The following is a 26180-nucleotide window of genomic DNA, read 5'->3' on the forward strand; positions in this document are numbered from 1 at the left end:
CACGGTGGGTCCTTTCAATGACTGGAATATCGGCGCCACGCGCGCAAACTTGATGCTCGCCCACCGATAAATTTACCCGCCCGCCATTCGTCCACCTGATACCCGAGCCCTGCCCTAGCGCCCACCGCGCCGCCAGGCCGGAACCGATCAGCCCTGCAACGAGATGGCAATGACCAAGACCCGCTCCCGCAAAGCCTTGTACATCGGCCTGCCCCTGGCCCTGGTGGCCGCCCTGGGTGGAGCCGCCGGCTATTACTTCTGGAAACAGGACGGCGGCTACCCCCGTGCGATCGTGCAGCAGGCCAACGACCTGCATGAGCACATGCTCTCCTTCGACAGCCATGTCACCGTGCCGTTGGGCTACGGCAGCACCGGTTACGAAGCAGACAAGGACGGCCGTGGCCAGTTCGACCTGGCCAAGGCGGCCAAGGGCCGGCTGTCCGGCGCGGCGCTGACCGTCTTCGGCTGGCCGGAGCTGTGGAACGGCCCGAACGCGCCACACCGCCCCACACCTGGCTTCATCGACGAGGCCCGCAACCAGCAGGAAGTGCGCTACAAGATCATCAGCGGCATTGTGCGCGACTTCCCCAACCAGGTCGGCATCGCTTACACACCGGACGACTTCCGACGCCTGAACGGTGAAGGCAAATTCGCCATCTTCATCAGCATGCTCAACGCCTACCCACTGGGCAGCGACCTGTCACAGCTCGACCTGTGGACCAAGCGCGGCATGCGCATGTTCGGCTTCAGCTACACCGGCAACAACGCCTGGGCCGATTCCTCGCGGCCACTGCCATTCTTCAACGACACCCCCGACGCCTTCGGCGGCCTCTCGCCACTGGGCGAGCAGGCGGTCAAGCGGCTCAACGACCTGGGGGTGATCATCGATGTCTCGCAGATGTCCACCCTGGCCCTGGAAGATGTCGCCCGCCTGAGCCGCGCGCCGTTCGTGGCCTCGCATTCGGCACCACGGGCGCTGGTGGACATTCCGCGCAACCTGTCCGACAAAGAGATGCAACTGATCAAGGACAGCGGCGGCGTGCTTCAGGTGGTGGCCTTCACCACTTACCTCAAGCCCCTGAGCAAGCCGACCCTGGAGAAACTCGAAGCCCTGCGCGCACGCTTCGACCTGCAACCGTTGCAAGGTTTGACCAACGCACTGATGCCGGGCGACCCGATCATCGCCATCTGGCCGGAGGCGCGCTTCGGCGAATACGCCAGCAGCCTGTACGCCATCGTCGATGAGGAGCCCCGCGCCGGCCTCAAGGAGTATGTCGACGCCATCGACTACGCCGTGAAGAAAATGGGCATCGACCATGTCGGTATCAGCTCCGACTTCAACGATGGCGGTGGCGTCACCGGTTTCATGAACGTCGGCGAGATCCGCAACGTGACCGCCGAACTGCTGACCCGTGGCTATTCCGAAACCGATATTGCCAAGCTCTGGGCAGGCAACTTCCTGCGCGTCTGGGGGCAGGTGCAGAAAGCCGCCAACCCCGTGGCCCAGCTCGCCAATACCGCCCAGGAAACCCGCCATGACTGATCGGCGCGCCTTCCTCAAGCAGGCCGCCGCCCTGGCGGCCAGCCTGCCGTTGCTGCCAAGCGCCCTGGCCGCCACCGCCACCCCGGCGTCATTGCAGGGCCCGGACAAATGGCGTCAGTTGCGCCAGCTGTTCCCCCTGGCGCCGGATGTCGCGCACTTCGCCAACTTCCTGATCACCGCCCACCCGCGGCCGGTACAGGATGCGATCGACCGCCACCGCGCCACCCTCGACCACAACCCTGCGGTGTGCATGGACTGGGAGAGCCAGTACGAATGGCAGCGCGAGGATGAGGTCCGCGAGTGGGCAGGCCGCTATCTGGACGTGCGTCCCCGCCAGGTCGCCCTTACCGGCAGCACCACCGAGGGCCTGGGCATGATCTATGGCGGCCTGCACGTGGCGTCGCACCAGGAGATCCTGACTACCGAGCACGAGCACTACTCCACCCACAACTGCCTGGCCTTCCGTCAGCGCCAGCACGGCACCCAGGTGCGCAAGCTGCGCCTGTTCGACAAGCCGGGCGACGTGTCCACCGACCGGGTGCTGAGCGTGATCGACCGCAGCATTCGCCCTGAAACCCGGGTGCTGGGCATGACCTGGGTGCATTCGGGCAGCGGCGTCAAGCTGCCGGTGGGCGCTATCGGCGAGCTGGTGCGCCAGCACAACCGCAACCGCGACGAGGCCGAGCGCATTGTCTACGTGGTCGATGGCGTGCACGGCTTCGGCGTGGAAAACGCCCGCTTCGCCGACTTCAACTGCGACTACTTCATCGCCGGCACCCACAAGTGGATGTTCGGCCCACGCGGGACCGGGATCATCTGCGCGGCGTCCGAGCAGATGCAGCACCTGACACCGACCTTCGCCACCTTTTCGCGCAACGAGGACTTTGGCACCATCATGACCCCGGGCGGGTACCACGCCTTTGAGCACCGCTGGGCGCTGGGCGAGGCCTTCAAGCTGCACCTGGAGCTGGGCAAGGCCGATGTCCAGGCGCGTATCCACCAGCTCAACGACTACCTCAAGGCGCGGCTCGCCGAACACCGCGCCGTGGAGCTGGTAACTCCGGCCAGCCGCGAGTTCTCCGCAGGCTTCACCTTCTTCCGCATCAAGGATCGCGATCCCGATGCCGTCGCCGCCTACCTGAACGCCAACAAGGTCATGGTCGATGCCGTGGACCGCGACGCAGGACCGGTGATCCGCTTCGCACCGAGCCTGCTCAACGACGAACAGCAGGTTGACCGGGCCATGGCATTGCTGCGTACGCAGATCGGGTAAGCCTCGTCACAGGCTCCACAGGGCTGCGTGGGAGCGGGCTTGCCCCGCGATCACCGGCCCCGCCGGTGCCATCCTGCATGCGCGCCGTCGCGGGGCAAGCCCGCTCTCACTTTAACCGGCCACGTGCTCGCAGCTAGCGCAACAACGCCTGGATCTGCTCGTGCAGGGTATCCAGGTCGAACGGTTTGGCGAGGATCGGCGCCTTGCGTGCGATCGGGCTGCCGGACTCGAGAATCTCCGCCGGGTAGCCGCTGATGAAGATCACCTTCAGGTCAGGCCGCAGTTTCACGGCAGGCTCGGCGATCTCCACTCCGGAAATCCCGCCCGGCAGGCGGAAATCGGTGACCATCAGGTCCAGGTGCGGCTTGCTGGCCAGGATCGCGAACGCCTGCTCGCCATCCTCGGCCACCAGCACGTGGTAGCCCTCGCCTGCCAGGTAATCGCGCAGGATCATGCGGATCGCCGGCTCGTCCTCGACCACCAGTACCACGTCTTGTGCATCTTCACTCATGACAACGCCTTCGAATTCAATAGGTTGGCTATCAGACCGCAGCTTTACGCAGAGGTTGCCCGGGTCTGGTCACAGGCGTGCGGCAACACCGATAGCGGCAGCTGGACGGTGAACGTCGACCCTGCTCCAACCTGGCTGTGGACCTGGATCCGCCCGCCATGGGCGAGGATGATCTGCTCGGAAATGTACAGCCCCAGGCCCAGGCCGCCACTGGCCTGCTGCGCGGCGACACGCTCGAACTGCTGGAAGATCCGCTGCTGGTTCTGCGCATCGATGCCGATACCCTGGTCCTGCACCTGCACGCAGGCCATGGCATCCTCTTCGAACACCCGCACCTGCACAGGCTTGCGATTGCCGTAGCGCAAGGCATTGGACAACAGGTTGGCCACCACCTGTTCAATCCGGAATTCGTCCCACTCGCCCTGCAAGGCATCGCAACGCTGCAGCTCGATGACGGTATCCACCGCGCTGGCCTGGGCGGCGAAGTTCTCCACCAGCCCGCGTACCAGCTGGCCAAGGTCGAAGGTGCGCGGCCGGATCGACAGCTTGCCGGTGCGAATCCGCGAGACATCGAGCATGTCCTCGACCAGGCGGATCAGGCTGTTGATCTGACGCTCGTCGCGCTCGACCATGGCCTTGAGCTTGTCCTCGCTGAACGCCGCGAGGTTGCCGCGGGACAGGTGCATGCGGCGCAACTGGGTTTCCAGGATCAGCCCGTTGAGTGGCGTACGCACCTCATGGGAGACGATCGACATGAAGTCGTCGCGCATGCGCACCGCCCGCTCCAGCTCGCCACGGGCCAGCTGCAACTGGTTGAGCAACAGTTCCTGCTCCTGGCGGCCCTGCTCCAGGGCCTGCAGTTGGCGGTCCAGCGCCTTGCGCTGACGGAACAGGTCGACAAACACTGACACCTTGCTCTTCACCGCCAGGGTTTCCAGTGGTTTGTGCAAGAAATCCACCGCCCCGCTCTCGTAACCCTTGAAGGCATAGTTCATCTCGCGCCCGGCGGCGCTGACGAAGACGATGGGGATGTTGCGGGTCTTCTCCATGCCGCGCATCAGCTCGGCCAGCTCGAAACCGTTCATGCCCGGCATCTGCACATCGAGAATGGCCAGGGCGAACTCGTGCTCGAGCAGGAGCGACAACGCCTCGTCGGCGGACTGGGCCTGGTACACCTCGCGGTCATCGCCGTGGATCAGGGCGTCCAGAGCCAGCAGGTTTTCCGGCAGGTCGTCGACGATCAGCAGTTTCGCGGTGATGTGGCTTAGCATGCGCTGGGTTCCAGGGTAGCGAGCAACTGCCCGATACCACTCAGGGAAAGAATATGGTCCGGGTCGTGCAGGGCCAGGGCGGCCTCCGGCATCAACGCGACCTGTGCTTCGCGGGGGTCCTGGACGACCGTCCGGCCACCGCTTTGTCTGATGCGCAAAAGCCCTCGGGCACCGTCTTCATTGGCCCCGGTGAGCAATACGCCGAGCAGCTCCGAGCCATAGGCGTCGGCGGCCGACTCGAAAAGAAAATCAATGGCCGGTCGCGAGAAATGCACCGGTTCCTCCTGGCTCAACGACAAGGTGCAATCACGCTCCACCGACAGGTGATAGCCCGGCCCCGCCACATAGATCAGCCCCGGCTCTATCCGCGCCTTGTCGAAGGCCTCGCGAACCGGGCGGCGCAGGCGGCGTTGCAGCACCTCGGCCAGCTGGCTGTGGCGATCATCGGGCAGGTGCAGCACGCACAACACCGGGATGGCGAAATCGTCGGGCAGCACGCCGAGCACGCTGAACAGTGCCGACACGCCACCCGCCGAGGCGCCAATGACAATCGCACGCACGCTGTTCATGTCTTGCGGTAGATCCGCTCGGGCCGCACCAACGGCTCGAAACGCTCGCCGTAGGCCGAGAAGTCCACCGACTCCTTGCTGCCCAGCACCAGGAAACCGCGGTGGCACAGCGACTCGTGGAACAGCCCCAGGGCACGGTCCTGCAGGCCCTTGTTGAAGTAGATCAACACATTGCGGCACGACACCAGTTGCGTCTCGGAGAACACGCTGTCGGTGGCCAGGCTGTGATCGGCGAAGGTCACGTTGTCACGCAGGCTGGCGTCCATGATGGCGTTGCCATAGGCGCTGGTGTAGTAGTCGGAAAAGTCGCGCCGGCCTCCGGCCTTGCGGTAGTTCTCTTCGTACTCACGCATGCTCTGCATCGAGTAGATGCCCTGCTTGGCCCGCTCCAACGAGTGTGGATTGATGTCGGTGGCATAGAGGATGGTGCGCTCGAGCAGGCCTTCCTCGCGCAGCAGGATGGCCATGGAGTACACCTCCTCGCCGGTGCTGCAACCGGCGATCCAGATCTTCAGCGACGGCCAGGTGCGCAGCAGCGGCACCACTTCGTTGCGCAGTGCCAGGAAGTGCCCGGGGTCGCGGAACATCTCGCTGACCGGGATCGTCAGGTACTGCAGCAGCTCGAGGAACATGCCCGGGTCGTGCAGCACCCGCTCCTGCAACGACGATACCGTGCGGCAGTCGAACTGGCGCACGGCATGGAGGATCCGGCGCTTGATCGAGGCGCCGGAGTAATCGCGAAAATCGTAGCTGTACTTGAGGTAGATCGCCTCGATCAGCAGCCGGATCTCGATATCGGTATTGCGTTCACTGGTCAAGATTTCAGATTCGCTCCAATTGCGGCAGCCAGACCCGGATCAGCGAGAACAGGCGGTCCAGCTCGATCGGTTTGGCCAGGTAGTCGTTGGCCCCAGCCTGCAGGCAACGCTGCTGGTCGTCCTTCATCGCCTTGGCGGTCACGGCGATGATCGGCAGCTTGCGCCAGCGCGGTTGCTGGCGGATCAGCCGGGTCGCCTCGTAGCCGTCCATTTCCGGCATCATCACGTCCATCAGCACCAGGTCGATGTCGTCATTGGCTTCCAGGCATTCTATGGCCTCACGCCCGTTGCGCCCGATCTCGACGATGGCGCCCTTGTGTTCCAGGGCGCTGGTCAGGGCGAAGATATTGCGCACGTCATCGTCCACCAGCAGGATCTTGCGCCCCTCGAACACCTTGTCGCGGCTGCGGGCGGTCTTGAGCATGCGCTGGCGTTCGTTGGACAGCTGCGACTCGACCTTGTGCAGGAACAGCGTCACCTCGTCGAGCAAGCGCTCGGGCGAACGCGCGCCCTTGATGATGATCGAGCGCGAATACTTGAGCAGGTCGGCCTCCTCCTCGCGGGTGAGGTTGCGCCCGGTGTAGACGATCACCGGCGGGAAGCTGCGGATGTCTTCGGCAGTCATGCGCTTGAGCAGCTCATTGCCGAGCATGTCGGGCAGCTTGAGGTCGATGATCATGCAGTCGTAGATGTTCTCGCGCAGCAGCGCCAGGGCGTCCTGGGCCATGGCTACGGCAGTGATCTGGATATCGTCGTCGCCGATCAGGCGGGCGATGCTCTCGCGCTGCAGGTCGTCGTCCTCCACCAGCAGGATGTGCTTGAGCTTCTGCGTGAGCTTGGCCTCCAGGCGACCGAACACTGCCTTGAGTTCCTCGCGGCTGGTGGGCTTGACCGCGTAGCCCACCGCGCCCATGTGCATGGCAGCCTCGACGCGGTCCTCGACCGAAATGATATGCACCGGAATGTGCCGGGTACTGGCCTGCTCCTTCAGGCGCTGCAGCACGGTGAGCCCGGAATGGTCAGGCAGGCGCATGTCCAGCAGGATAGCGTCGGGCAAGTACTGGGCGGCCAGCTCGAAGCCCTCGTCGGCGGCATGGGCAACCAGGCAGCTGTAACCCAGCTCGTGGGCCAGGTCGAAGAGAATGCGGGCGAAATTCGGCTCGTCCTCGATCACCAGGATGCAGCGGTTGCCGAACGGCGCCCTCTCGCGGTCATCGGCAAAGGCCGGGGTCGGACGCTCGCTGCGCACGGGTGTCGGCACTGGCGGTGGCGGCGGCAGTTCGTCGACCGCCGGGCGAAGGCTGTGCACCTCGACCTGCTGCGCGGAGGGTTCGAAGTGCTCGGGCAGGATCAGGCTGAACACGCTGCCCTGCCCCGGGCTGCTGTCGACATTGATCTGTCCGCCAAGCAGGTGGGCCAGGTCACGGGAGATGGACAAGCCCAGGCCCGTGCCGCCATAGCGCCGGTTGCTGGTGCCATCGACCTGGTGGAAGGCGCCGAAGATCGCCTGCTGCTGGTCGGCGGCAATGCCGATGCCGGTGTCGCGCACCGCGAAGACGATGCCCAGGCCCGCCTGGTGGCTGATGCGCAGGCTGACCTGGCCGCGCTCGGTGAACTTGATGGCGTTGGACAGCAGGTTCTTGAGAATCTGCTCCAGGCGCTGACGGTCGGTGAACAGTGACGCCGGCAACGGCTGCTCCAGCTGCACGGCGAAGGACAGGCCCTTGTCCTGCGCCAACGGCCGGAACATGCCCTGCAGGCCTTCGACCAGGCGCTCCAGCGGGGTGCTTTCGGCGCGCACTTCCAGCTTGCCGGCCTCGACCTTGGCGATGTCGAGAATATCGTTGATCAGGTTGAGCAAGTCGTTGCCAGCCGAATAGATCGACTCGGCGAATTTCACCTGCTCCTCGCTGAGATTGCCTTCGGCGTTCTCGGCCAGCAGCTTGGCCAGGATCAGCGAGCTGTTGAGCGGCGTGCGCAGTTCATGGGACATGTTGGCAAGGAACTCGGACTTGTACTTGCTCGAGCGCTGCAGGTCGTCGGCGCGGGCCTGCAACTCGACCTGGGCCTGGTTCAGCTCGCTGTTCTTGCGGTCCAGGGCCTCGGTGCGCTCGGCCAGTTGCTCATTGGTCTGCTCAAGTTCGGCCTGCTGGGTCTCCAGGTGGGCCTGGGATTCCTTGAGCACCCGCGACTGCTCCTCGAGCTCCTCGTTGGCGGTCTTGAGCTCCTCCTGCTGCACCTGCAGTTCTTCGTTGAGCTGCTGGGTCTCGGCCAGCACTTCCTGCAGGCGCTGGCGATAGCGGGCGCTTTCGATGGAGATGCCCAGGTTTTCGGCGACTCGCTGCAGCAATTCCACGTCGCGCTCTTGCAGTGGACGCAGGAATCCCAGCTCCAGCACGCCGTTGACCCGCCCATCGTCCTGCGACGGCACCACCACGCCGCTGCGCGGCAAGCCACGGCCCAGACCCGAGCTCAGGCGATAGTAGTCCTCCGGCAGTTCGTCCAGGCGCAACAGCCGCGCCTGGGCCACCGCCTCGCCCAGCAGGCCGGCATGATCGCCCACGCGCGGTTCGCTGCCCTGCTGTTCGGCATCCAGACCATAGGTGGCGACCCGCACCAGCTGGCCATGTTCATCGCGCACATACAGCGCACCGACCACACTGCCCAGGTAACCGGCGAAAAAGCGCAGGATATTGTCGCCGAGCATTGGCAGCGTCAGTTGACCCAGCACCTGCTCGGCCAGCTGGGTCTGCCCGGCGCGCAGCCAGGCCTGTTGTTCCAGGCGCTCGGCGGCGCGTTGCTGGGCTTCCAGGTTCTCGACATAGCTCGATGACAAGGCCAGCAGGTCACGCCGCCCCAGGTAGGCGAGCAACGCGCTCAGGGCTACGATGAACAGCACGAACGCCGAGATCGCGGTCATGGTGACCGTGCTGACCGTCTCGTTGCGCGTCGTGCGCAGTTGCTGCTCGGTGTTGATGAAGGTCTCGAACTCCTTGCGGATCTCGTCGGTCAGGCGCTTGCCGCGGCCACGGCCAATCGACGACACCACATCACCCTGCTGGCTGCGCCGCTGGCTGATGACTTCGTTGCCGAAAGTGTTCCACTCGCGCTGCAGCGCCGCAATGCGGTCGATGCGGTCGACTTGCTGAGGGTTGTCGGCCACCATTGCCCGCAGGCTGTCCAGGCTGCCGAAGATGCGTGGCTTTGCCACTTCATAGGGGTCGAGGAAACGCTCTTCGCCTGTCAGCAGATAGCCGCGCATGCCGGTTTCCATGTCGATCGACAGCTTGATCGTCTCGTTGGCATTGCCGATCACCCGATCGGTGTGCTCGACCCACTGCATGGCCGAAAGCAGGTAGTAGATCACCGCGACAAAGGCCACGGCGCCCAGTAGCCCCACTCCCAGGGGCAGGCCGACGTTGCGGCTCAGCAGTTTGCGAAAACTGCGTTGGTCCATCGAGGCTGCTTGAATCATGTGAAAGTGCCCGAGCGAAATAAATCCATTGAACAGACCGGCGTCTACATCGTGTAAGGGTTGCCCTGCGCCAGACCGACCGCGAATACAGCGAGTCTAACCAGCTTTCGCGGAACTGGCAGGGCATTTAGCCAGTATTTGAAGCCTGTCTATGGCAATCGTTCCATCTATTTGTCCATGCCGTTAAGCTTGGGAACTTCTGCCATGGCCCTGCGCACAGAGTAGAGACAATCCATCGAAACAGGATCCACACAATGCACCTTCTGGTAGTCGAAGACGACGACATCGTTCGCATGCTGATAGTCGAAGTGCTCGACGAACTGGGCTATGCCGCCATCGAGGCCGACAGCGCTGCCGCGGCCCTGAAGATCATCGAGGATCCCACGCAACCGCTGGCGCTGTTGATGACCGACGTGGGGTTGCCCGACCTGCGCGGCGAGGAACTGGCGGCCAAGGCCCGGGAAAGCCGGCCGGCATTGCCGGTGCTGTTTGCCAGTGGCTACGCCGAGAGCTTCAACGTGCCCCCGGGCATGCACCTGATCGGCAAGCCGTTCAGCATCGACCAGTTGCGCGACAAAGTGCTGGAGATTCTCGGCGCACCGTTAATCCGCTGAAGGGGCCAGGCTAGCCCCGCCAGGCACCGACGCCATTGTGTCAGGGGTAGAGTGGCCGCTTTGCGGCCCATCGCCGGCAAGCCGGCGCCCACGGGAACCGTGCAATGCCAGGGCCAACTGAAATAATTTGAACGTCTCGCGCCTTTAGGCTTCAAATCTTCGAGGTATGCCTCTTTCGTCGGAAAGCCACCATGAAGATGCCCTGTCGTGCCCCTTGCGCTTGCCTGGAGCTGGATTTCGTCCGCGATACCCTGTTCGGCCCAGTGGCCCAGCGCGCCATGTGTCAGGTCCAGTTGGCCGCCCTCAGCCTGCAGGGCCGCCCCGCGCTGCGCCTGCATATCGAACCACCGCTACCCGGCAAGGTGGAGAAGGCGCACAGCGTCGCCTTCGCCTGGGAGGGGCGCAATTATCGGGGCGTGGTCCGTGAACACGTCAAATGCGGCGACGGCGGCATCAATCTGCTGCTCGAGCTGCAATGACCTCAGGCAATCACCTTGCGGGCCCCCGGCGGGGCATCACGTTGTGCCTTGACCCGACTAACAAGGCCCAGCAGGTCATGGCAGGTATTGAGGCTGGCAATCGGCACGCCCGTCACGGTAAGGCACTCGTCCAGGCTCGAGCCCTGGCCCAGGCGAATGGTGAGGTGCTGGCCGTCCGGGCAGCTCACCTCGCAGCAGTCGGGCAGGCAGGCCTGTTCGATCATCTGCCGCATCTCAAGCATCGATACGCCAATCAACGACATGGTACGACCCTCTCTTGTACTGGATGGCCTGTTTGGTGTGGTACGCCCGCGACGGGCAGGATGCCAATTGAAATTGCCCATGATGGGACGCAGGTCCATTCGCGCCGACGATGACAACAGCTCAATGCCTCTAGCACCTTAGTGGAAGAAACCACTGGCCGGGCAACGTTCGGTCTTCTTCGTCCTACAGGCGACGGGCGGTCAGCACCTACATCCGTGCCAGTTCCTCACGGCAGAATTCCACGAACAGTTGCGCCGGCTTGGTCAGTTGCACACGCTTGAGGTGCGCCGCCGCCAGCCCCGACAGCGTCACCGGCTCGGCGATTGCGAGCGTCACCAGTCGCTGCCCGTCGTAGGTGAACTCCGAGTGCGGCCGGGTGACCAGCAGCGAGAAACCGAAGCCCTGCCCCACCATGCCCCGGACCATCTCGATCGACGGCGAACTGAAGACGATGTTCGGCGTCAGCCCCAGTTCGTTGAACAGGCTGACGAAGTAGGTGCGGCTGGGCGCCACGTCGAGCAGGATCATCGGCTCGGGACACAGGTCACGCAACGACACCTGGGCCTGGCCGGCGAAGCGGTGCTTTTCCGGCAGCAGCACATAGGGTTTCTGTGGCGGCATCAGCGGCTCGGTCTCGATGGTGCCGTCCAGGTCATGGTCATAGAGAAACGCCAGGTCGAAGGTACCGGCCGTCAGCCCCTGGATCAGGTCCTGTTGCTCGCCGTCGCGCAGGCGGATGTCCACCCCTGGGTAGCGCTCGCGAAAGCCAGCGATCAGCCGCGGCAAATACAGCGGCGCCACGGTCTCGAAGCAGCCGATGTCGATCTGCCCGGCCACCGTGTCGTTGTCGGCCAGGGCGTTCTGCTCGAACTCGTGGGCCATCTGCAACAGGGACCGGGTCTTGGCGTAGAAACGCTTGCCGCTGGGCGTCAGCGACACGCCCTGGGCGTGATGGCGTATGAACAGCTGCACGCCGAAGCTCTCTTCCAGGCTCTTGATCGCCGTAGAGATCGAAGGCTGGGCGATGTACAACTGGCGCGAGGCTTCGGCGACGCTGCCGGCCTCCACGGTGGTGACGAAGTACTTCAGTTGGCGCAAGGTATAGGAAGCCACGCTGACCTCTCTGGCGCCGTGGGCGGCGCACGGGATTTTCCTGTCAGCTTACCGCGCCTTGAGGCGCGCGGGCGGATCACCCAGGCAAGGATTTACCTGGGGGTTGAGCAGCATTTTCCGTGGTGGTCCAGGCGGTCAGACCGCCTGCAACGGAATATCGCCAGCGCTGCCCTTGCCGTCGCGTCGCTCGCTCATCCAGTCATTGACCTTCTGCCCGAACTCGGCCGGCGCCTTGCGCCCGAACCGCCGCGCCAGGTCGAGGATGGTCTGTTGGGCCAGCGCCTCCTCCATGCGTTTCTGCGCCCCCAGCATCACCGCGTGGATCGCACAGGTGCCCTCGGTCGCCCAGCCCGGCGCCGAACCCTCGAACACCGCGCAGCGCTCGCGGATTTCCCGGCAATCGAAGAGCTTCTTCGGCCCATCGATGGCCGTGACGATATCCAGCACGGTGATTTCGTCGGAAGGCCGCGCCAGGCGGAACCCGCCGCGCACGCCTTCGGTCGCGGCCACCAGCCCGGCCCGGGCGAGCTTGGTAAAGACCTTGGCCAGGTACTCCTGGGGCACCCCCTGCAGCTCGGCCAGGTCGCGCACGCTGGACTCGCGGCTGTCGCCACGCTCGTCCACCAGGAACAGCAGGCAGTGGATGCCGTACTCGACGCCTGCACTGTAGAGGGACATATGAATCTCCGACTGACTTTGTCGCAAATAGTACGCCCTTCAGCGCTGGCAAGCAAAGCCGGGCGTAGCCGCCCGTCGTCGGACTGGCCTATCAAGACCCCGCTTTACGCCAGTAAACACAAGGTATCTGCGCGTTTCATGGCGGTTGGCGAACAACCCGATGCGTAAAAAACACTTGCCGGATTAAACTACGACCAATACAGTCGTGGTTATTCGACAAGCAGCACATGCTTCGTCGAAGCCCTTTCCTACCTTGCGGAGCACCTTCATGACCTCTCGTATCCTGATCATCGGTGCCGGCTTTGCCGGTGTCTGGAGCGCCCTGAGCGCCGCCCGCCTGCTCGACCAGGCCCAGCGCGGTGACGTGCGCATCAGTGTGCTGGCCCCGCAGCCGCAATTGCGGATTCGCCCACGCTTCTACGAAGCCGACGTGCACAGCTTGCAGGCGCCATTGGAGGCGCTGTTCGACGTGGTGGGCGTGGAGTTCATCCACGGCATCGCCGACACCATCGACAGCGACGCCCGCCAGGTCAGCTATCGCGACACCGACGGCCGCCAGCACCAGCTCGCCTACGATCGCCTGATCCTCGCCGCCGGCAGCCAAGTGGCCCGCCCTGCCGTCCCAGGCCTGGCCGAGCACACCTTCGATGTCGACCAGATCGAGTCGGCCACTCGCCTGGAGCAGCACTTGCACAGTTTGGCCACCCTGCCCGCCTCCCCGGCGCGCAACACCGTGGTGGTGTGCGGCGGCGGCTTCACCGGTATCGAAACGGCCACCGAGCTGCCATCCCGGCTGGGCGCCATCCTCGGCGCAGGCCAGGCCCGCGTGGTGCTGATCGACCGTGGTCCCAGCATCGGCGCCGCACTCGGCGCCGGGATCACCCCGGCCATCGTCAGCGCCAGCGAGCAGGCCGGGGTGCAATGGCTGACCGGCACCTCGGTGGTGGCGGTGGATGCGGGAGGCGTGACCCTGGACAACGGCGAGTACATCGCCAGCAAGACCGTGATCTGGACCGTGGGGGTCAAGGCCAGCCCGCTGACCGTCCAGATCGCAGGCGAGCGTGACAGCCTGGGCCGCCTGAAAGTCGACGGTCACCTGAAAGTCATTGGCCAGGACTACATCTACGCCACCGGCGATGTCGCCTGCGCCGCCGTCGATGACAAGGGCAACCACGCGCTGATGACCTGCCAGCACGCCATTCCCATGGGCCGCCATTCGGGCAACAACGCCATGGCCGACCTGCTCGGTGTGGAGCCGGTGATCTATCGCCAGCCCAAGTACGTCACCTGCCTGGACCTGGGCGAATGGGGCGCGGCCTACAGCGAAGGCTGGGAACGCGAACTGCACCTGCAGGGCCAGGACGGCAAGAACCTCAAGCGCCAGATCAACACGGTGTGGATCTACCCCCCGGCAGCGGATCGCGCCCAGGCGCTGGCGGCTGCCGACCCATTGATCCCGATCGTTGCATGATCATAAAAGGGCCGCTCTGCGGCCCTTTTTACGACGGAATGGAGGCACGCAGTCAGCAAGTGACGACATACCAATGGGGCCGGGCTTTCATTGAACGACTGGTCAATAATAGTGGCACTGTGTCATCATTCAGAAAAAACAACATGAACCGTGAGGATATAACCCCTTTCGCAGTGCATCGAGAGCCCTACCAGCCGAGCCCGGTCCGTCCGCGCTCTTGACGCCTGCAGCCACCGTCAAGGAGCGTCGCATGCAGTTACGGAACGTTAAGATCGGCATTCGGGCAGCAGGAATGTTCACCCTGCTCGGGATCCTGGTCCTGGCCATGGGCCTGGTCGCCCTCTACGAAACCCGCAGGATGGACAGCGCCACCGACGAAATCCGCATCACCTGGATGCCTGCGGTACTCGCCCTGGGCGAGGTCAGCAGCAACCTGGGCCGGGCCCGTGCCCTCACCTTGCGCAGTGTCCTGGAGGACAGCAGCAGCGCCCGCCACGCCACCCTGGACAAGATCGTCCAGGTCAACCAGCAACTTGAAAGCGATCTCAAGGCCTACGAGCAGACCATCATCGAAGCCGACGATCGCGCCCTGTTCGATACCTTCATTGGCCTGAGCGAGCGTTACCACGGCCTGCAGAAAGCCATTCGCAACGCCGCCGGCAACGACCAGCTGGATGAGGCCCGACGCCTGGTCAACGGCCCGCTGGCCGAATACGCCGATAGCATGATGAAGGCCCTCGCCGAGCTGATCGCCTACAACACCCAGGGCGCCGAGCAGGCCTCGCAGCGCAGCAGCGCGGCGTCCGACGAAGCCTTTACCCTGATCATCACCGCCATCGCCATGATTCTGCTCGCGCTGGTCGGCATCGCCACCCTGCTCACCCGCAGCATCATCGTCCCGCTGGCCGACGCCGTCGCCGTGGCCGAGCGCGTCGCCACCGGCGACCTGACCCGCGAGATAACTGTGCTCGGCCGCGACGAGCCGGCCTTGCTGCTGCGCGCCCTGAGCCGCATGCAGCACAGCCTGCGCGACACCTTGCGGCGGATCGCCGCCTCCTCCGACCAGTTGGCCTCGGCCTCCGAGGAACTGCACACGGTCACCGAGGACACCAGCCGCGGCCTGCACCAGCAAAGTGCCGAGATCGACCAGGCCGCCACCGCGGTCAACCAGATGACCGCCGCCGTCGAAGAAGTGGCCAGCAACGCCGTGAGCACCGCCGATGCCTCCCAGGGCGCCGACCGCACCACCCGCGATGGTCGCGACCAGGTCAACCAGGCGCTCGTGTCGATCCAGCACCTGGTCGATGACGTGACCGGCACCGCCGAAGAAATCGAGCAGCTGGCAAGCCACGCCAACCAGATCAGCCAGGTGCTCGACGTGATCGGCTCGATCGCCGGGCAGACCAACCTCCTGGCCCTCAACGCCGCCATCGAGGCCGCCCGTGCCGGCGAGGCGGGCCGCGGCTTCGCCGTGGTCGCCGACGAAGTGCGCGCCCTGGCCCACCGCACCCAGCAGTCCACGGCGGAAATCGAGCAGATGATCGACGGCATCCAGACCGGCACCGAGCGCGCGGTCAACGCCATGCACAGCAGCCAGGGCCGCGCCGGCGGCACCCTGGAAGTGGCGCAATCGGCCGGCCAGGCCCTGGAGCTGATCGCCGAGGCAATCGCCACCATCAATCAGCGCAACCTGGTGATCGCCACGGCCTCTGAGCAGCAGGCCCAGGTGGCGCGGGAAGTGGACCGCAACCTGGTGAACATCCGCGACCTGGCAATGCAGACCTCGGCGGGCGCCAACCAGACCAGCGCGGCGGCCCAGGACCTGTCACGCCTGGCGGTGGAGCTCAATGGGATGGTGGCGCAGTTCAAGGTCTGAACCGTCCAGAGTAGTGTGGGGCGCAGCCGTGCGCCCCCGTCACATCACAATTCACGCGGACAAAAAGTCGGAAAAACTCGCAGTACCTTGTGGTATCGGGCGACTACTCCGTAAGTCGCCGCTCCACCATGCTCTTGACGTACAAATTTTTCTCACGTCAAGGAATATCCATGCTGCTTAGAAACATGAAAATCGGCAAAAGGGCTGGCTGTTTTTTCACCACCCTGGCTGTTCTCATTTTGTCCATGGGCGGGGTCGTCGTGTACGAAACGCAACGTATGGACAGTGCCACGGATGAAATCCGTGTCAACTGGCTACCGGCCATGATCGCGCTCAACGGAATCAGTGCCAGCCTTGCCCAGGAGCGTGCGGCCACACTGCGTGCCGCCCTCGAGGACAATAGCGGCGAGGGGGCGAGCATCCACTTGCTCAACAGCATTGAAGATGCGTTGCGCAACAGCCTGGACGCCTACGAGCTGACCATCGATGGCCCGCAGGATCGCAACCTGTTCAATACCTTCATCGTGGCGCGCAAGCAATACACCGACCTGCAGCTCCAGGTACTCGCGAGCATCAGTGAAGGCCGCATGACGCAAGCCAAGCAACTGATCAGCGGCCCGCTGGTCCAGCGCGCGGACCATATGATGGAAGCGCTGACGACACTGGTCGACTTCAACTACAAAGGTGCGCACGCCGCCTCGCAGCACAGCAGCGATGTTGGAGACGATGCCTTGCGCGTCATCGTCATTGCGCTGTTGCTGATCACGCTGGTGCTGGTCACCATCGCCTTGTTGTTCACCCGCAGTGTCGTTACGCCTCTGGCGGAGGCCGTTATGGTGGCCGAGCGCGTTGCCCTTGGCGACCTTACCCACGAGATCGTGGTCGTCGGCCAGGACGAACCGGCGTTGCTGCTGCACGCCCTGCGCCGCATGCAGCAAAGCCTGCGCGACACTATTGGCAAGATCGCCGCGTCCTCCAACCGCCTGGCCTCGGCCTCGGAGGAGCTGCACAGCGTCACCGAGGACACCAGCCGTGGCTTGCTGCAGCAGAGCACCGAGATTGACCAGGCCGCCACTGCGGTCAACCAGATGACCAGCGCCGTCGAGGAGGTGGCCAGCAACGCCGTGAGCACTGCCGAAGCCTCCCAGGGCGCGGACCAGACCACCCGTGACGGCAGAGACCAGGTCAACCAGGCACTCACCTCGATTCAGCACCTGGTCGACGACGTCACCGGCACCGCCGCGGAGATCGAACAGCTGGCCAACAGCGCCAACGACATTACCCGCGTGCTGGATGTGATCGGCGCCATCGCCGGCCAGACCAACCTGCTGGCACTCAATGCCGCCATCGAGGCTGCCCGCGCCGGCGAGGCAGGCCGTGGCTTTGCCGTGGTCGCCGACGAAGTGCGCGCCCTGGCCCACCGTACCCAGCAGTCCACCGCGGAGATCGAGCAGATGATCGGCGGCATACAGATCGGCACCGAACGGGCGGTCAGCGCCATGCACAGCAGCCAGGGCCGCGCCAGCGGCACCTTGGAGGTGGCGCAGTCGGCCGGTCAGGCTCTGGAGGTCATCTCGCGGACTATCACCTCGATCAACCAGCGTAACCTGGTGATCGCCAGCGCCACCGAGGAGCAGGCGCAGGTGGCCCGGGAAGTGGACCGCAACCTGGTGAATATCCGCGAGCTGGCAATGCAGACGACCACCGGGGCCAACCAGACCAGCGCATCGGCCCAGGACCTGTCGCAGCTGGCGCTGGAGCTCAATGGGCTGGTCGCGCAGTTCAAAGTCTGAACGGCCTGACGAACATCGCGGGGCTCACCCGTTCCTGCAAGGGTTGCGCAGGATCTGGCATGCCCCGCGATCAGTTTGGCGCGGATCTCAGGATTTGACGCCGACCACCCGCTGCGCCTTTTCCGGCTGAGCCCGCGTCGCCAGGCAGTAATACAGCGGCACTGTCACCAACAGCCCGAACAGCCACGACAGATCCGCCCCTTCTACGATGTTCGAGTACGGCCCGACATACAGCGACGTATTGGCGAACGGCAGCTGCACGAGGATGCCGCAGGCATAGGCGATGATCGCGTGGTGGTTGAAACGCCCGTAGATGCCGCCGTCGGCACGGAAGATCGAAGCAATGTCGTACTCGCCGCGCTTGATCAGGTAGAAGTCCACCAGGTTGATCGACGCCCACGGCACCAGCACCAGCAACAGCGCCAGGATCAGCCCGATGAACTGGCCGATGAAGTCCGCCGAGGCGTTCAACGCCACCAGACCGCAGCCCACCAGGATCACCCCCGCCAGCAGCACCCGCAGCTTGATGCTCGGCGTCCAATGGGCGGCGAAGGTCTGGATCGCGGTGACGATCGACAGCACCGCGCCATACAGGTTGAGGGCGTTGTGGCTGATGATGTTGAGCAGGAACAGCACCATCAGGATCGGCCCCAGCCAACCGGTGGCCTGCTTGACCGCCACCATGGCATCGGTGCCTTGCGGCACGCACAGCACCGCCACCGCACCGAAGCTGAAGCACAGGATGGTGCCCAGGGTGGCACCGAGGTAGGTGGCCCAGAATGGCTTGGCGATGCCGACTTCACGGGGCAGGTAGCGCGAGTAGTCCGAGGTATAGGGCGAAAAACTGATTTGCCAGATGATGCCCAGCGACACCGTGGCGACGAAACCGGACAGGTTGAACGCGCCGCGGCTGAAGAAGTCGCCCGGCAGTTCCTGGGCGAACATCATGATGAAACCCGCCAGCAACGCCGAGCCCATCACCCAGGTGCCGACGCGGTTCAGCGTATGGATGAAGCGGTAGCCGATCACCCCGATGGCGGTGGCGCTCAGGGCACCGATGACGATGGCGCCAGGCATCGGCACGCCGGGGGCGATGCCGTGGATCGACTTGCCGGCCAGGACGATGTTGGAAATGAAGAAACCGACGTAGATCAACGCGGTGAAAAACACGATCAGCAGCGCGCCGTAGCGCCCGAACTGGCCGCGGCTCTGCACCATCTGCGGAATGCCCAGCTGTGGCCCCTGCGCCGAGGCCAGGGCGATCACCACCCCGCCCAGCAGGTGCCCCAGCACGATGGCCAACAGCCCCCACAGCAAGTTCAGGTGGAACACCTGGACCACCATGGCCCCGGTGACGATCGGCAGCGGCGCAATGTTGGTGCTGAACCACAGGGTGAAAAGGTCGCGCGCCTTCCCATGGCGCTCGGACGGTGGCACGTAATCGACCGTGTGTTGCTCGACGAGATGGTGTTGCGACGACGGTTGGGACATAGGATTCAGCTCGAAAGGTCGTTTTTATCGTTGTATGGAAACCGCTCCGGGCGGCCTCTCAGCTGAAGACCATATTATGGTATTCCAAGAGTTTGACAACACTGCACCGCTCATTTTCCCCACAACTGATCCGCTCCATGCACTGACTTGCAGCCCGAAGGTTTACACCAAGACCAGTGATTACGGGGGCTTGCGCCGTTTATCGCGAACTCCAGCGCACGGAAAATTCCGCTTGCAATATAGGTATTACGGTATACCATCATACGAATCAACGATAAAAACCGCGGACCACCGCAGCCTTTTCAGAGGTACACGAGATGATCGACGCAACCGTCTACAAGCACGTCCTGGGCTCCTTCCCCTCCGGCGTGACCGTCATCACCACCCTGGACGACGACGGCTCGATCGTCGGCCTCACCGCCAGCGCCTTCTCCTCCCTGTCGATGGACCCGCCACTGGTGCTGTTCTGCCCCAACTACAGCGCCGACTCCTACCCTGTACTGATGAAGAACAAGCGCTTCGCCATTCACCTGCTCTCCGGTGAACAGCAGGCCGAGGCGTATGCGTTCGCGAAAAAAGGCAAGGACAAGGCCGTCGGCATCGAGTGGACCCTGAGCGAACTGGGCAACCCGATCCTGGCTGGCGCCACCGCCGTGATCGAATGCGAACTGTGGCGTGAATACGAAGGCGGCGACCACGCCATCATGGTCGGCAAGGTACACAACCTGATCGTCCCGCAGGAGGCGCCCCGCCCGATGGTCTATTGCCGCGGCAAGATGGCCAGCCTGCCGGCCTTCGCCTGAGACTCTGACGACTGATTCCACTTAGAGCGCCTGCCACGGCGGGCGAAAACAACAAAGCTCCGAGGAAAAGCCCCATGAAATTTTCGCTGTTCGTGCACATGGAACGTTGGGATGAGCAGGTCAGCCACCGCCAGCTGTTCGAAGACCTCACCGAACTGACCCTGATGGCCGAAGACGGCGGTTTCAGCACCGTGTGGATCGGCGAACACCACGCCATGGAGTACACCATCTCGCCGAGCCCGATGCCGCTGCTGGCCTACCTGGCCGCACGCACCGAGAAGATCCGCCTGGGCGCCGGCACCATCATCGCGCCCTTCTGGAACCCGATCCGCGTCGCCGGCGAATGCGCCCTGCTCGACGTGATCAGCAATGGTCGCATGGAAGTGGGCCTGGCCCGTGGCGCCTACCAGTTCGAGTTCGACCGCATGGCCGGCGGCATGCCGGCCACCGATGGCGGCAAGGCCCTGCGCGAGATGGTCCCGGCGGTGCGCCAGCTGTGGCAAGGCGACTATGCCCATGAAGGCGAGATCTACAACTTCCCCACCTCCACCAGCGTGCCCAAGCCGGTACAGCCGGGCATGCCGCCGATGTGGATCGCCGCCCGCGACCCTGACTCGCACAACTTCGCCGTGGCCAACGGCTGCAACGTCATGGTCACCCCGCTGATGAAGGGCGACGAGGAAGTGCTGGACCTGAAGAACAAGTTCCAGGCCGCGCTGGACAACAACCCGGACGTGCCGCGCCCACAACTGATGGTGCTGCGCCACACCCACGTGCACAGCCCGGCCGAGCCGGATGGCTGGAGGGTCGGTGCCCAGGCCATCTCGCGCTTCTACCGCACCTTCGATGCCTGGTTCGGCAACAAGACCGTGCCGGTCAATGGCTTCCTCGAGCCGAGCCCGGAATCGAAGTTCGCCGAGGTGCCAGCGTTCGCGCTGGAGAACATTCGCAAGAACACCATGATCGGCACACCGGAAGAAATCATTGCGCGCATCAAGTACTACCAGGCGCTCGGCGTCGACGAGTTCAGCTTCTGGTGCGACAACAGCCTGCCCCATGCCGAGAAACGCAAGTCGCTGGAGCTGTTCATCAAGGAAGTGGTGCCGGCCTTCGCCTGAATTCCCTCTGCCTGATCGATTGCGGGAACCAGCCCGCTCGCGCCTGCCCTCGTGGCCGGCGTGAGCGGGCTTTTTTCGAGCTGCAAGGCTCAAGCGTCAAGCAGCAAGCGGGAGCGGGGCCGCGCTCGGCTTGCGACTCAGAGCCTCTCGTCCGCCGGTGAGAGAAATTTTCAGCCGGCCCTTGCACATCAAATATTATGGTATACCATCAGACAACAACAATTGATAACCCCTCACCAGGAGCCCCTCATGAGTTTCGAAATCCGCAAGATCGTCACCTACTCCGAAGAGACCCGCATCGAAGGCGGCAAAGCCACCGACAAGCCGGTGACCATGGTCGGCCTGGCCGTGGTGGTCAAGAACCCATGGGCTGGTCGCGGCTTCGTCGAAGACCTCAAGCCGGAAATCCGCGCCAACTGCTCCGCGCTGGGCGCGCTGATGGTCGAGCGCCTGACCGCCGCCATTGGCGGAGCCGACAAGATCGAGGCCTACGGCAAGGCCGCCGTGGTCGGCGCCGACGGCGAGATCGAGCACGCCTCGGCGGTGATCCACACCCTGCGCTTCGGCAACCACTACCGCGAAGCGGTGCAGGCCAAGAGCTACCTGAGCTTCACCAACAAGCGCGGCGGCCCCGGCACCTCGATCCAGATCCCGATGATGCAGAAGGACGACGAAGGCCTGCGCTCGCACTACATCACCCTGGAAATGCAGATCGAAGATGCTCCACGCGCCGACGAGATCGTCGTGGTGCTGGGCGCCGCCGACGGTGGCCGCCTGCACCCACGCATCGGCAACCGCTACATCGACCTGGAAGAACTGGCTGCCGAAAAGGCCAACGCTCAATAACAACAACCAAGACGGGCCTGGGCGTGGCGTGCATACCCGCCGCGCCCGACCTTCAAGGAGCGCCCTCCATGATTCAGCCTGTCGCTGAACGTACACCGGCCGGGACCAGTTACCTGGACCTGGGCCAGGGCCAGCCCGTGGTACTGATCCACGGCGTGGGCCTGAACAAGGAAATGTGGGGCGGGCAGATCGTCGGCCTGGCCAACGACTACCGCGTCATCGCCTACGACATGCTCGGCCATGGCCAGAGCCGCGTGCCCAGCGCCGATACGCCGCTGGAGGGCTATGCCGAGCAGCTCGCCGAACTGCTCGACCACCTGCAGGTCACCCAGGCCTGCGTGATCGGCTTTTCCATGGGCGGCCTGGTGGCCCGCGCCTTCGCGCTCAACTACCCGCAACGCCTGGCCGCGCTGGTGATACTCAACAGCGTGTTCAACCGCACCCCCGAGCAGAGCGCCGGGGTGATCGCACGCGCCGCGCAAGCCTTTGAACAGGGCCCCGACGCCAACGTCGACGCCGCGCTCGAGCGCTGGTTCAGCCGCGAGTACAAGGCCGCCAACCCGGCCCAGGTCGCCGCCATCCGCCAGATCCTGGCGAGCAACGACCCCCAGGGCTACCACACCACCTACTCGCTGTTCGCCACCCAGGACATGTACCGCGAAGCCGACCTGGGCAACATCCAGGTACCGACGCTGATCGCCACGGGCGAGCTCGACAGCGGTTCCACTCCGGCCATGACCCGCCAACTCGCCGCGCGGATTCCCGGCGCGCAGAGCGTGGTCCTCGCCGAGCAAAGGCATATGATGCCGGTGGAAGCACCGCGCGAAGTCAACAAGATGCTGCTGGACTTCCTCAGGCAGGCCCGCACCCTCTCCGAATCCGCCAAGGGGATAGTCGCATGACCCTCGTTCGTTTCCAGATGTGCATCGACGGCCAATGGCGCGATGCCCAGAGCGGCAAGACCTTCGACAGCCTCGACCCGGCCACCGCCAAGGCCTGGGCGCAACTGCCCGATGCCGGCGAAGCCGATGTCGAGCTTGCCGTGCAGGCCGCCCAGCGCGCCTTCGAAGGCAAGGCCTGGCGCGGCCTCACCGCCACCGCCCGAGGCAAGCTGCTGCGCCGCCTCGGCGACCTGATTGCCGAGAGCAAGGAACACCTGGCCCAGCTGGAAAGCCGCGACAACGGCAAGCTGATCCGCGAAACCCGCGGCCAGGTCGGCTACCTGCCGGAGTTCTTCCACTACACCGCAGGCCTGGCCGACAAGCTCGAAGGCGGCACCCTGCCGCTGGACAAGCCGGACCTGTTTGCCTACACCGTGCACGAGCCGATCGGCGTGGTAGCCGGGATCATCCCGTGGAACAGCCCGCTGTACCTCACCGCGATCAAGCTGGCCCCGGCCCTGGCCGCCGGCAACACCATCGTGCTCAAGCCCTCGGAGCACGCCTCGGCGACCCTGCTCGAGCTGGCCCGCCTGGCCCTGGAAGCCGGCTTCCCGGCTGGCGTGGTCAACGTGGTCACAGGTTACGGCCCAAGCACCGGCGCGGCGTTGACCCGCCACCCGCTGGTGCGCAAGATCGCCTTCACCGGCGGCGCTGCCACCGCCCGCCACGTGGTGCGCAGCAGCGCCGAGAACTTCGCCAAGCTGTCGCTGGAGCTGGGCGGCAAGTCACCGAACATCATCTTCGCCGACGCCGACCTGGACAGCGCCATCAACGGCGCCGTGGCCGGCATCTATGCCGCCTCCGGACAAAGCTGCGTGGCCGGTTCGCGCCTGCTGGTGCAGGACGAGATCTTCGACGAGTTCGTCGAACGCCTGATCGCCCGCGCCAAAAGCATCCGCATCGGCAACCCGCAAGACGACAGCAGCGAGATGGGCCCGATCGCCACCGCCCAGCAACTGGCGGTGATCGAAGGCCTGGTGGCTGCGGCCAAGGCCGAAGGCGCCACCCTGCGCATGGGCGGCAAACGTGCAGAGGTCGAAGGTGACGGCTGGTTCTACGAGCCGACCCTGTTCGAATGCGACAGCAACTCGATGACCATCATGCAGGAAGAAGTGTTCGGCCCGGTCGCCGCGGTGATCCGCTTCAAGACCGAGGAGCAGGCCCTGGCGATGGCCAACGACTCGCAGTTCGGCCTGGCCGCCGGTATCTGGACCCGCGACCTGGGCCGCGCCCATCGCCTGGCCCGTGACGTGCGCTCGGGGATCATCTGGGTCAACACCTACCGCGCCGTCTCGGCAATGGCCCCCATTGGCGGCTTCAAGAACAGCGGTTATGGCCGCGAGAGCGGCATCGACTCGGTGCTGGCCTATACCGAGCTGAAGACGGTGTGGATCAACCTGTCCACCGCGCCCATGCCCGACCCCTTTGTGATGCGCTAGGAGAACCCACCATGATCGAACCCGGCATCTACAAAGACGTGATGGGCTCGTTCCCGTCCGGCGTCACCGTGGTCACCACCCTGGACGCCGACGGCGGCATCGTCGGCATCACCGCCAGCGCGTTCAGCGCGCTGTCGATCGAGCCGGCACTGGTGCTTTTCTGCCCCAACTACGCCTCCGACACCTACCCGATCCTGCGCGACAGCAAGCGGTTCGCCATCCACCTGCTGTCCGCCGACCAGACCGCCGAGGCCTATGCCTTCGCCGGCAAGGGCAAGGACAAGGCCAAGGGCATCGACTGGCAGTTGAGCGAACTGGGCAACCCGCTGCTGACCAAGGCCACGGCGATCATCGAGTGCGAACTGTGGCGCGAATACGATGGCGGCGACCACGCGATCATCGTTGGCCAGGTGAAGAACCTGGTGCTGCCCGAGCAGCCGGTAACGCCCATGGTGTACCACAAGGGCAAGCTCGGCGCGCTGCCGCCGCTGGGCTGAGATCCGCTGGGGCCGCTTTGCGGCCCCCAGCCCCCATTTTCCATTCAGTCACACAGGACCCTGGCCATGAACAACGAAAAGTACGAGAAAGGCCTGCAGATCCGCACCCAGGTGCTCGGCGAGGAATACGTCAAGCGCTCGATCGAGAACGCCGACGCCTTCACCCAGCCACTCCAGGAGCTGGTCACCGAATACTGCTGGGGCCACGTGTGGGGCCGCGAAGGCTTGTCGCTCAAAGAGCGCAGCATGATAAACTTGGCAATGATTTCCGCGCTCAACCGGCCCCACGAACTCAAGCTGCACATCCGCGGCGCCTTGCGTAATGGCCTGAGCCGCGAACAGATTCGCGAGATCCTGCTTCAAGTCGGCATTTACTGCGGCGTACCTGCGGCGGTGGACAGTTTCCGCCTGGCCCGCGAGGCGTTCGCCGAAGCCGACGCGCAGGCAACCCGTTAACAGCGGGCTGTGTGAACCACCGCAAGGAATGCCCGGGTTCGAGGCATTCCGCGATGTTGGCGCAACAGCCGCATTAAGAGCGCCCCTGATGAAACGCCAGCCCCTCGACGACAGCTTCAAGGTCAACCGCAACCCCGTCACCCTGCGTGAAATCGTGCTCGACAAACTGCGCGGCGCGATCATGAACTTCCACCTGCTGCCGGGCGACCGTCTGGTCGAACGCGACCTTTGCGAGCGCCTTGGCGTCAGCCGCACCTCGGTGCGCGAAGCCCTGCGTCACCTGGAGTCCGAAGGCCTGGTGGAGTTCGCCGACGCCAAGGGACCACGGGTGGCCATCATCACACTAGAGGACGCCCGCGACATCTATGAGCTGCGCTGCGTGCTCGAAGGCCTTATCGTGCAACTGTTCACCCTCAACGCCAAGGCCAAGGACATCCGTGCCCTGGAGCGCGCCCTGGAGGTCAACCGCGAGGCCCTGGAGGACGGTGAGCTGCAACAGGTGCTCGACTCGGTGCAAGGCTTCTACGACGTGCTGCTCGAAGGCTCGGGCAACCAGGTCGCCGCCCAGCAGCTGCGCCAGCTGCAGGCGCGCATCAGCTACCTGCGCGCCACCTCGGTGTCCCAGGAAAACCGCCGGGGCGCCAGCAACCTCGAGATGGAAAAGATCGTCGAGGCGATCAAGGGCGGCGACCCCCAGGCCGCCCACCAGGCCTCGGTCGACCATGTGCGCGCCGCTGCCAAGGTCGCCCTCGACTACCTGCGCCAGAAGCAGGACGACAACGCCAAGGTCCGCGATATCGTCGCCCCCCTGCCCCTCAAGGACCCTCGCATAGGCCGCTGA

The 26180-nt window shown here is 64.5% G+C and carries 24 protein-coding genes and 1 pseudogene; 16 read left to right on the forward strand and 9 right to left on the reverse strand.

Going from position 1 to position 26180, the window contains the following annotated elements; all coding sequences use genetic code 11:
* Positions 1-169: 169 nt before the first annotated feature.
* Both pvdM and pvdN read left to right on the forward strand, forming a co-directional pair.
* Positions 170-1543, forward strand: a complete 1374-nt coding sequence (gene pvdM, locus AC3WL2_RS12565; RefSeq protein WP_046855255.1) for a pyoverdine-tailoring dipeptidase-like protein PvdM — start codon at positions 170-172, stop codon at positions 1541-1543.
* Positions 1536-2816: a pyoverdine-tailoring periplasmic protein PvdN gene (pvdN, locus tag AC3WL2_RS12570; RefSeq protein ID WP_102682387.1), complete on the forward strand. Its 1281-nt coding sequence runs from the start codon at positions 1536-1538 to the stop codon at positions 2814-2816. Before pvdM ends, pvdN begins: the two co-directional genes overlap by 8 nt.
* Before the next feature lie 133 nt (positions 2817-2949).
* Here pvdN and AC3WL2_RS12575 read toward each other — a convergent pair whose 3' ends face one another.
* Genes AC3WL2_RS12575 through AC3WL2_RS12595 form a run of 5 tightly spaced genes read right to left on the reverse strand, consistent with a single transcriptional unit; the run spans position 2950 to position 9460 of the window.
* Positions 2950-3327: a response regulator gene (locus AC3WL2_RS12575; RefSeq protein WP_023629509.1), complete on the reverse strand. Its 378-nt coding sequence runs from the start codon at positions 3325-3327 to the stop codon at positions 2950-2952.
* A 44-nt stretch (positions 3328-3371) separates the two neighbouring features.
* Positions 3372-4598, reverse strand: a complete 1227-nt coding sequence (locus AC3WL2_RS12580; RefSeq protein WP_102682386.1) for a hybrid sensor histidine kinase/response regulator — start codon at positions 4596-4598, stop codon at positions 3372-3374.
* Positions 4592-5167 carry a chemotaxis protein CheB gene (locus AC3WL2_RS12585; protein ID WP_102682385.1) on the reverse strand — a complete coding sequence of 192 codons (576 nt, stop codon included), beginning with the start codon at positions 5165-5167 and terminating at the stop codon, positions 4592-4594. Before AC3WL2_RS12585 ends, AC3WL2_RS12580 begins: the two co-directional genes overlap by 7 nt.
* Entirely contained in the window at positions 5164-5985 is an 822-nt protein-coding gene (locus AC3WL2_RS12590) for a CheR family methyltransferase (RefSeq protein WP_102682384.1), read from the reverse strand. The genes AC3WL2_RS12585 and AC3WL2_RS12590 overlap by 4 nt, the downstream gene beginning before the upstream one ends.
* A gap of 4 nt (positions 5986-5989) precedes the next feature.
* The gene (locus tag AC3WL2_RS12595; RefSeq protein ID WP_102682383.1) at positions 5990-9460 is read right to left on the reverse strand and encodes a response regulator; all 3471 of its coding nucleotides are present in this window, start codon (positions 9458-9460) and stop codon (positions 5990-5992) included.
* A 254-nt stretch (positions 9461-9714) separates the two neighbouring features.
* On the opposite strand from AC3WL2_RS12595, the gene AC3WL2_RS12600 reads away from it, so the two are divergent.
* The gene (locus tag AC3WL2_RS12600; RefSeq protein ID WP_102682382.1) at positions 9715-10074 is read left to right on the forward strand and encodes a response regulator; all 360 of its coding nucleotides are present in this window, start codon (positions 9715-9717) and stop codon (positions 10072-10074) included.
* A gap of 191 nt (positions 10075-10265) precedes the next feature.
* Positions 10266-10553, forward strand: a complete 288-nt coding sequence (locus tag AC3WL2_RS12605) for a hypothetical protein (RefSeq protein ID WP_102682381.1) — start codon at positions 10266-10268, stop codon at positions 10551-10553.
* Positions 10554-10555: 2 nt separating this feature from the next.
* Here the strand turns inward: AC3WL2_RS12605 and AC3WL2_RS12610 are convergent, their stop codons facing one another.
* From AC3WL2_RS12610 to AC3WL2_RS12620, 3 genes are all read right to left on the reverse strand, one after another.
* Positions 10556-10816: a DUF1652 domain-containing protein gene (locus AC3WL2_RS12610; RefSeq protein ID WP_102682380.1), complete on the reverse strand. Its 261-nt coding sequence runs from the start codon at positions 10814-10816 to the stop codon at positions 10556-10558.
* Positions 10817-11024: 208 nt separating this feature from the next.
* Positions 11025-11930 carry a LysR family transcriptional regulator gene (locus tag AC3WL2_RS12615; protein WP_046855246.1) on the reverse strand — a complete coding sequence of 302 codons (906 nt, stop codon included), beginning with the start codon at positions 11928-11930 and terminating at the stop codon, positions 11025-11027.
* A gap of 135 nt (positions 11931-12065) precedes the next feature.
* Complete coding sequence (locus AC3WL2_RS12620; protein WP_046855245.1) at positions 12066-12608, reverse strand: RrF2 family transcriptional regulator; 543 nt, start codon at positions 12606-12608, stop codon at positions 12066-12068.
* Between the two features lie 268 nt (positions 12609-12876).
* Between AC3WL2_RS12620 and AC3WL2_RS12625 the strand changes: the two genes are divergently transcribed.
* From AC3WL2_RS12625 to AC3WL2_RS12640, 4 genes and pseudogenes are all read left to right on the forward strand, one after another.
* Positions 12877-14079, forward strand: a complete 1203-nt coding sequence (locus tag AC3WL2_RS12625) for an NAD(P)/FAD-dependent oxidoreductase (RefSeq protein WP_102682379.1) — start codon at positions 12877-12879, stop codon at positions 14077-14079.
* A gap of 292 nt (positions 14080-14371) precedes the next feature.
* Positions 14372-15955 carry a methyl-accepting chemotaxis protein gene (locus tag AC3WL2_RS12630; RefSeq protein ID WP_371919806.1) on the forward strand — a complete coding sequence of 528 codons (1584 nt, stop codon included), beginning with the start codon at positions 14372-14374 and terminating at the stop codon, positions 15953-15955.
* A gap of 185 nt (positions 15956-16140) precedes the next feature.
* Positions 16141-16608: pseudogene (locus tag AC3WL2_RS12635) on the forward strand (MCP four helix bundle domain-containing protein); the annotation flags it as partial.
* The gene (locus AC3WL2_RS12640; RefSeq protein ID WP_404943056.1) at positions 16600-17748 is read left to right on the forward strand and encodes a methyl-accepting chemotaxis protein; all 1149 of its coding nucleotides are present in this window, start codon (positions 16600-16602) and stop codon (positions 17746-17748) included. The pseudogene AC3WL2_RS12635 and the gene AC3WL2_RS12640, both read left to right, overlap by 9 nt.
* Before the next feature lie 87 nt (positions 17749-17835).
* On the opposite strand, the gene AC3WL2_RS12645 is transcribed toward AC3WL2_RS12640, so the two are convergent.
* Positions 17836-19239 (reverse strand): purine-cytosine permease family protein, encoded by a 1404-nt coding sequence (locus AC3WL2_RS12645; protein WP_102682376.1) that lies wholly within the window; start codon positions 19237-19239, stop codon positions 17836-17838.
* A 317-nt stretch (positions 19240-19556) separates the two neighbouring features.
* Here AC3WL2_RS12645 and AC3WL2_RS12650 point away from each other — a divergent pair, with 317 nt between their 5' ends.
* The 8 genes from AC3WL2_RS12650 (at position 19557) to AC3WL2_RS12685 (ending at position 26180) form a co-directional block, all read left to right on the forward strand.
* The gene (locus AC3WL2_RS12650) at positions 19557-20042 is read left to right on the forward strand and encodes a flavin reductase family protein (protein WP_102682375.1); all 486 of its coding nucleotides are present in this window, start codon (positions 19557-19559) and stop codon (positions 20040-20042) included.
* 74 nt (positions 20043-20116) lie between these two features.
* On the forward strand, positions 20117-21160 hold the full coding sequence (locus AC3WL2_RS12655; protein WP_102682374.1) for an LLM class flavin-dependent oxidoreductase: 1044 nt from the start codon (positions 20117-20119) through the stop codon (positions 21158-21160).
* Positions 21161-21409: 249 nt separating this feature from the next.
* The gene (locus AC3WL2_RS12660) at positions 21410-22006 is read left to right on the forward strand and encodes an amino acid synthesis family protein (protein ID WP_102682373.1); all 597 of its coding nucleotides are present in this window, start codon (positions 21410-21412) and stop codon (positions 22004-22006) included.
* 68 nt (positions 22007-22074) lie between these two features.
* Positions 22075-22908: an alpha/beta fold hydrolase gene (locus AC3WL2_RS12665; RefSeq protein WP_102682372.1), complete on the forward strand. Its 834-nt coding sequence runs from the start codon at positions 22075-22077 to the stop codon at positions 22906-22908.
* A complete protein-coding gene (locus tag AC3WL2_RS12670) occupies positions 22905-24386 on the forward strand; it encodes an aldehyde dehydrogenase (RefSeq protein ID WP_102682371.1) in 1482 nt (493 codons plus the stop codon). The genes AC3WL2_RS12665 and AC3WL2_RS12670 overlap by 4 nt, the downstream gene beginning before the upstream one ends.
* Positions 24387-24397: 11 nt before the next feature.
* Positions 24398-24883 carry a flavin reductase family protein gene (locus AC3WL2_RS12675; RefSeq protein WP_102682370.1) on the forward strand — a complete coding sequence of 162 codons (486 nt, stop codon included), beginning with the start codon at positions 24398-24400 and terminating at the stop codon, positions 24881-24883.
* Positions 24884-24949: 66 nt separating this feature from the next.
* On the forward strand, positions 24950-25339 hold the full coding sequence (locus AC3WL2_RS12680; RefSeq protein WP_102682369.1) for a carboxymuconolactone decarboxylase family protein: 390 nt from the start codon (positions 24950-24952) through the stop codon (positions 25337-25339).
* An 88-nt stretch (positions 25340-25427) separates the two neighbouring features.
* Positions 25428-26180 carry a GntR family transcriptional regulator gene (locus tag AC3WL2_RS12685; RefSeq protein WP_102682368.1) on the forward strand — a complete coding sequence of 251 codons (753 nt, stop codon included), beginning with the start codon at positions 25428-25430 and terminating at the stop codon, positions 26178-26180.

The organism is Pseudomonas sp. FW305-96, from assembly GCF_058783825.1.

What these genes read in the sequence shown, in the direction of transcription:
- pvdM (WP_046855255.1), top strand. Translation starts at nt 170, where the DNA reads ATGACCAAGACCCGCTCCCGCAAAGCCTTGTACATCGGCCTGCCCCTG.
- pvdN (WP_102682387.1), top strand. Translation starts at nt 1,536, where the DNA reads ATGACTGATCGGCGCGCCTTCCTCAAGCAGGCCGCCGCCCTGGCGGCC.
- AC3WL2_RS12575 (WP_023629509.1), bottom strand. Translation starts at nt 3,327, where the DNA reads ATGAGTGAAGATGCACAAGACGTGGTACTGGTGGTCGAGGACGAGCCG.
- AC3WL2_RS12580 (WP_102682386.1), bottom strand. Translation starts at nt 4,598, where the DNA reads ATGCTAAGCCACATCACCGCGAAACTGCTGATCGTCGACGACCTGCCG.
- AC3WL2_RS12585 (WP_102682385.1), bottom strand. Translation starts at nt 5,167, where the DNA reads ATGAACAGCGTGCGTGCGATTGTCATTGGCGCCTCGGCGGGTGGCGTG.
- AC3WL2_RS12595 (WP_102682383.1), bottom strand. Translation starts at nt 9,460, where the DNA reads ATGATTCAAGCAGCCTCGATGGACCAACGCAGTTTTCGCAAACTGCTG.
- AC3WL2_RS12600 (WP_102682382.1), top strand. Translation starts at nt 9,715, where the DNA reads ATGCACCTTCTGGTAGTCGAAGACGACGACATCGTTCGCATGCTGATA.
- AC3WL2_RS12605 (WP_102682381.1), top strand. Translation starts at nt 10,266, where the DNA reads ATGAAGATGCCCTGTCGTGCCCCTTGCGCTTGCCTGGAGCTGGATTTC.
- AC3WL2_RS12610 (WP_102682380.1), bottom strand. Translation starts at nt 10,816, where the DNA reads ATGTCGTTGATTGGCGTATCGATGCTTGAGATGCGGCAGATGATCGAA.
- AC3WL2_RS12620 (WP_046855245.1), bottom strand. Translation starts at nt 12,608, where the DNA reads ATGTCCCTCTACAGTGCAGGCGTCGAGTACGGCATCCACTGCCTGCTG.
- AC3WL2_RS12625 (WP_102682379.1), top strand. Translation starts at nt 12,877, where the DNA reads ATGACCTCTCGTATCCTGATCATCGGTGCCGGCTTTGCCGGTGTCTGG.
- AC3WL2_RS12630 (WP_371919806.1), top strand. Translation starts at nt 14,372, where the DNA reads ATGTTCACCCTGCTCGGGATCCTGGTCCTGGCCATGGGCCTGGTCGCC.
- AC3WL2_RS12640 (WP_404943056.1), top strand. Translation starts at nt 16,600, where the DNA reads ATGGAAGCGCTGACGACACTGGTCGACTTCAACTACAAAGGTGCGCAC.
- AC3WL2_RS12645 (WP_102682376.1), bottom strand. Translation starts at nt 19,239, where the DNA reads ATGTCCCAACCGTCGTCGCAACACCATCTCGTCGAGCAACACACGGTC.
- AC3WL2_RS12650 (WP_102682375.1), top strand. Translation starts at nt 19,557, where the DNA reads ATGATCGACGCAACCGTCTACAAGCACGTCCTGGGCTCCTTCCCCTCC.
- AC3WL2_RS12655 (WP_102682374.1), top strand. Translation starts at nt 20,117, where the DNA reads ATGAAATTTTCGCTGTTCGTGCACATGGAACGTTGGGATGAGCAGGTC.
- AC3WL2_RS12660 (WP_102682373.1), top strand. Translation starts at nt 21,410, where the DNA reads ATGAGTTTCGAAATCCGCAAGATCGTCACCTACTCCGAAGAGACCCGC.
- AC3WL2_RS12665 (WP_102682372.1), top strand. Translation starts at nt 22,075, where the DNA reads ATGATTCAGCCTGTCGCTGAACGTACACCGGCCGGGACCAGTTACCTG.
- AC3WL2_RS12670 (WP_102682371.1), top strand. Translation starts at nt 22,905, where the DNA reads ATGACCCTCGTTCGTTTCCAGATGTGCATCGACGGCCAATGGCGCGAT.
- AC3WL2_RS12675 (WP_102682370.1), top strand. Translation starts at nt 24,398, where the DNA reads ATGATCGAACCCGGCATCTACAAAGACGTGATGGGCTCGTTCCCGTCC.
- AC3WL2_RS12680 (WP_102682369.1), top strand. Translation starts at nt 24,950, where the DNA reads ATGAACAACGAAAAGTACGAGAAAGGCCTGCAGATCCGCACCCAGGTG.
- AC3WL2_RS12685 (WP_102682368.1), top strand. Translation starts at nt 25,428, where the DNA reads ATGAAACGCCAGCCCCTCGACGACAGCTTCAAGGTCAACCGCAACCCC.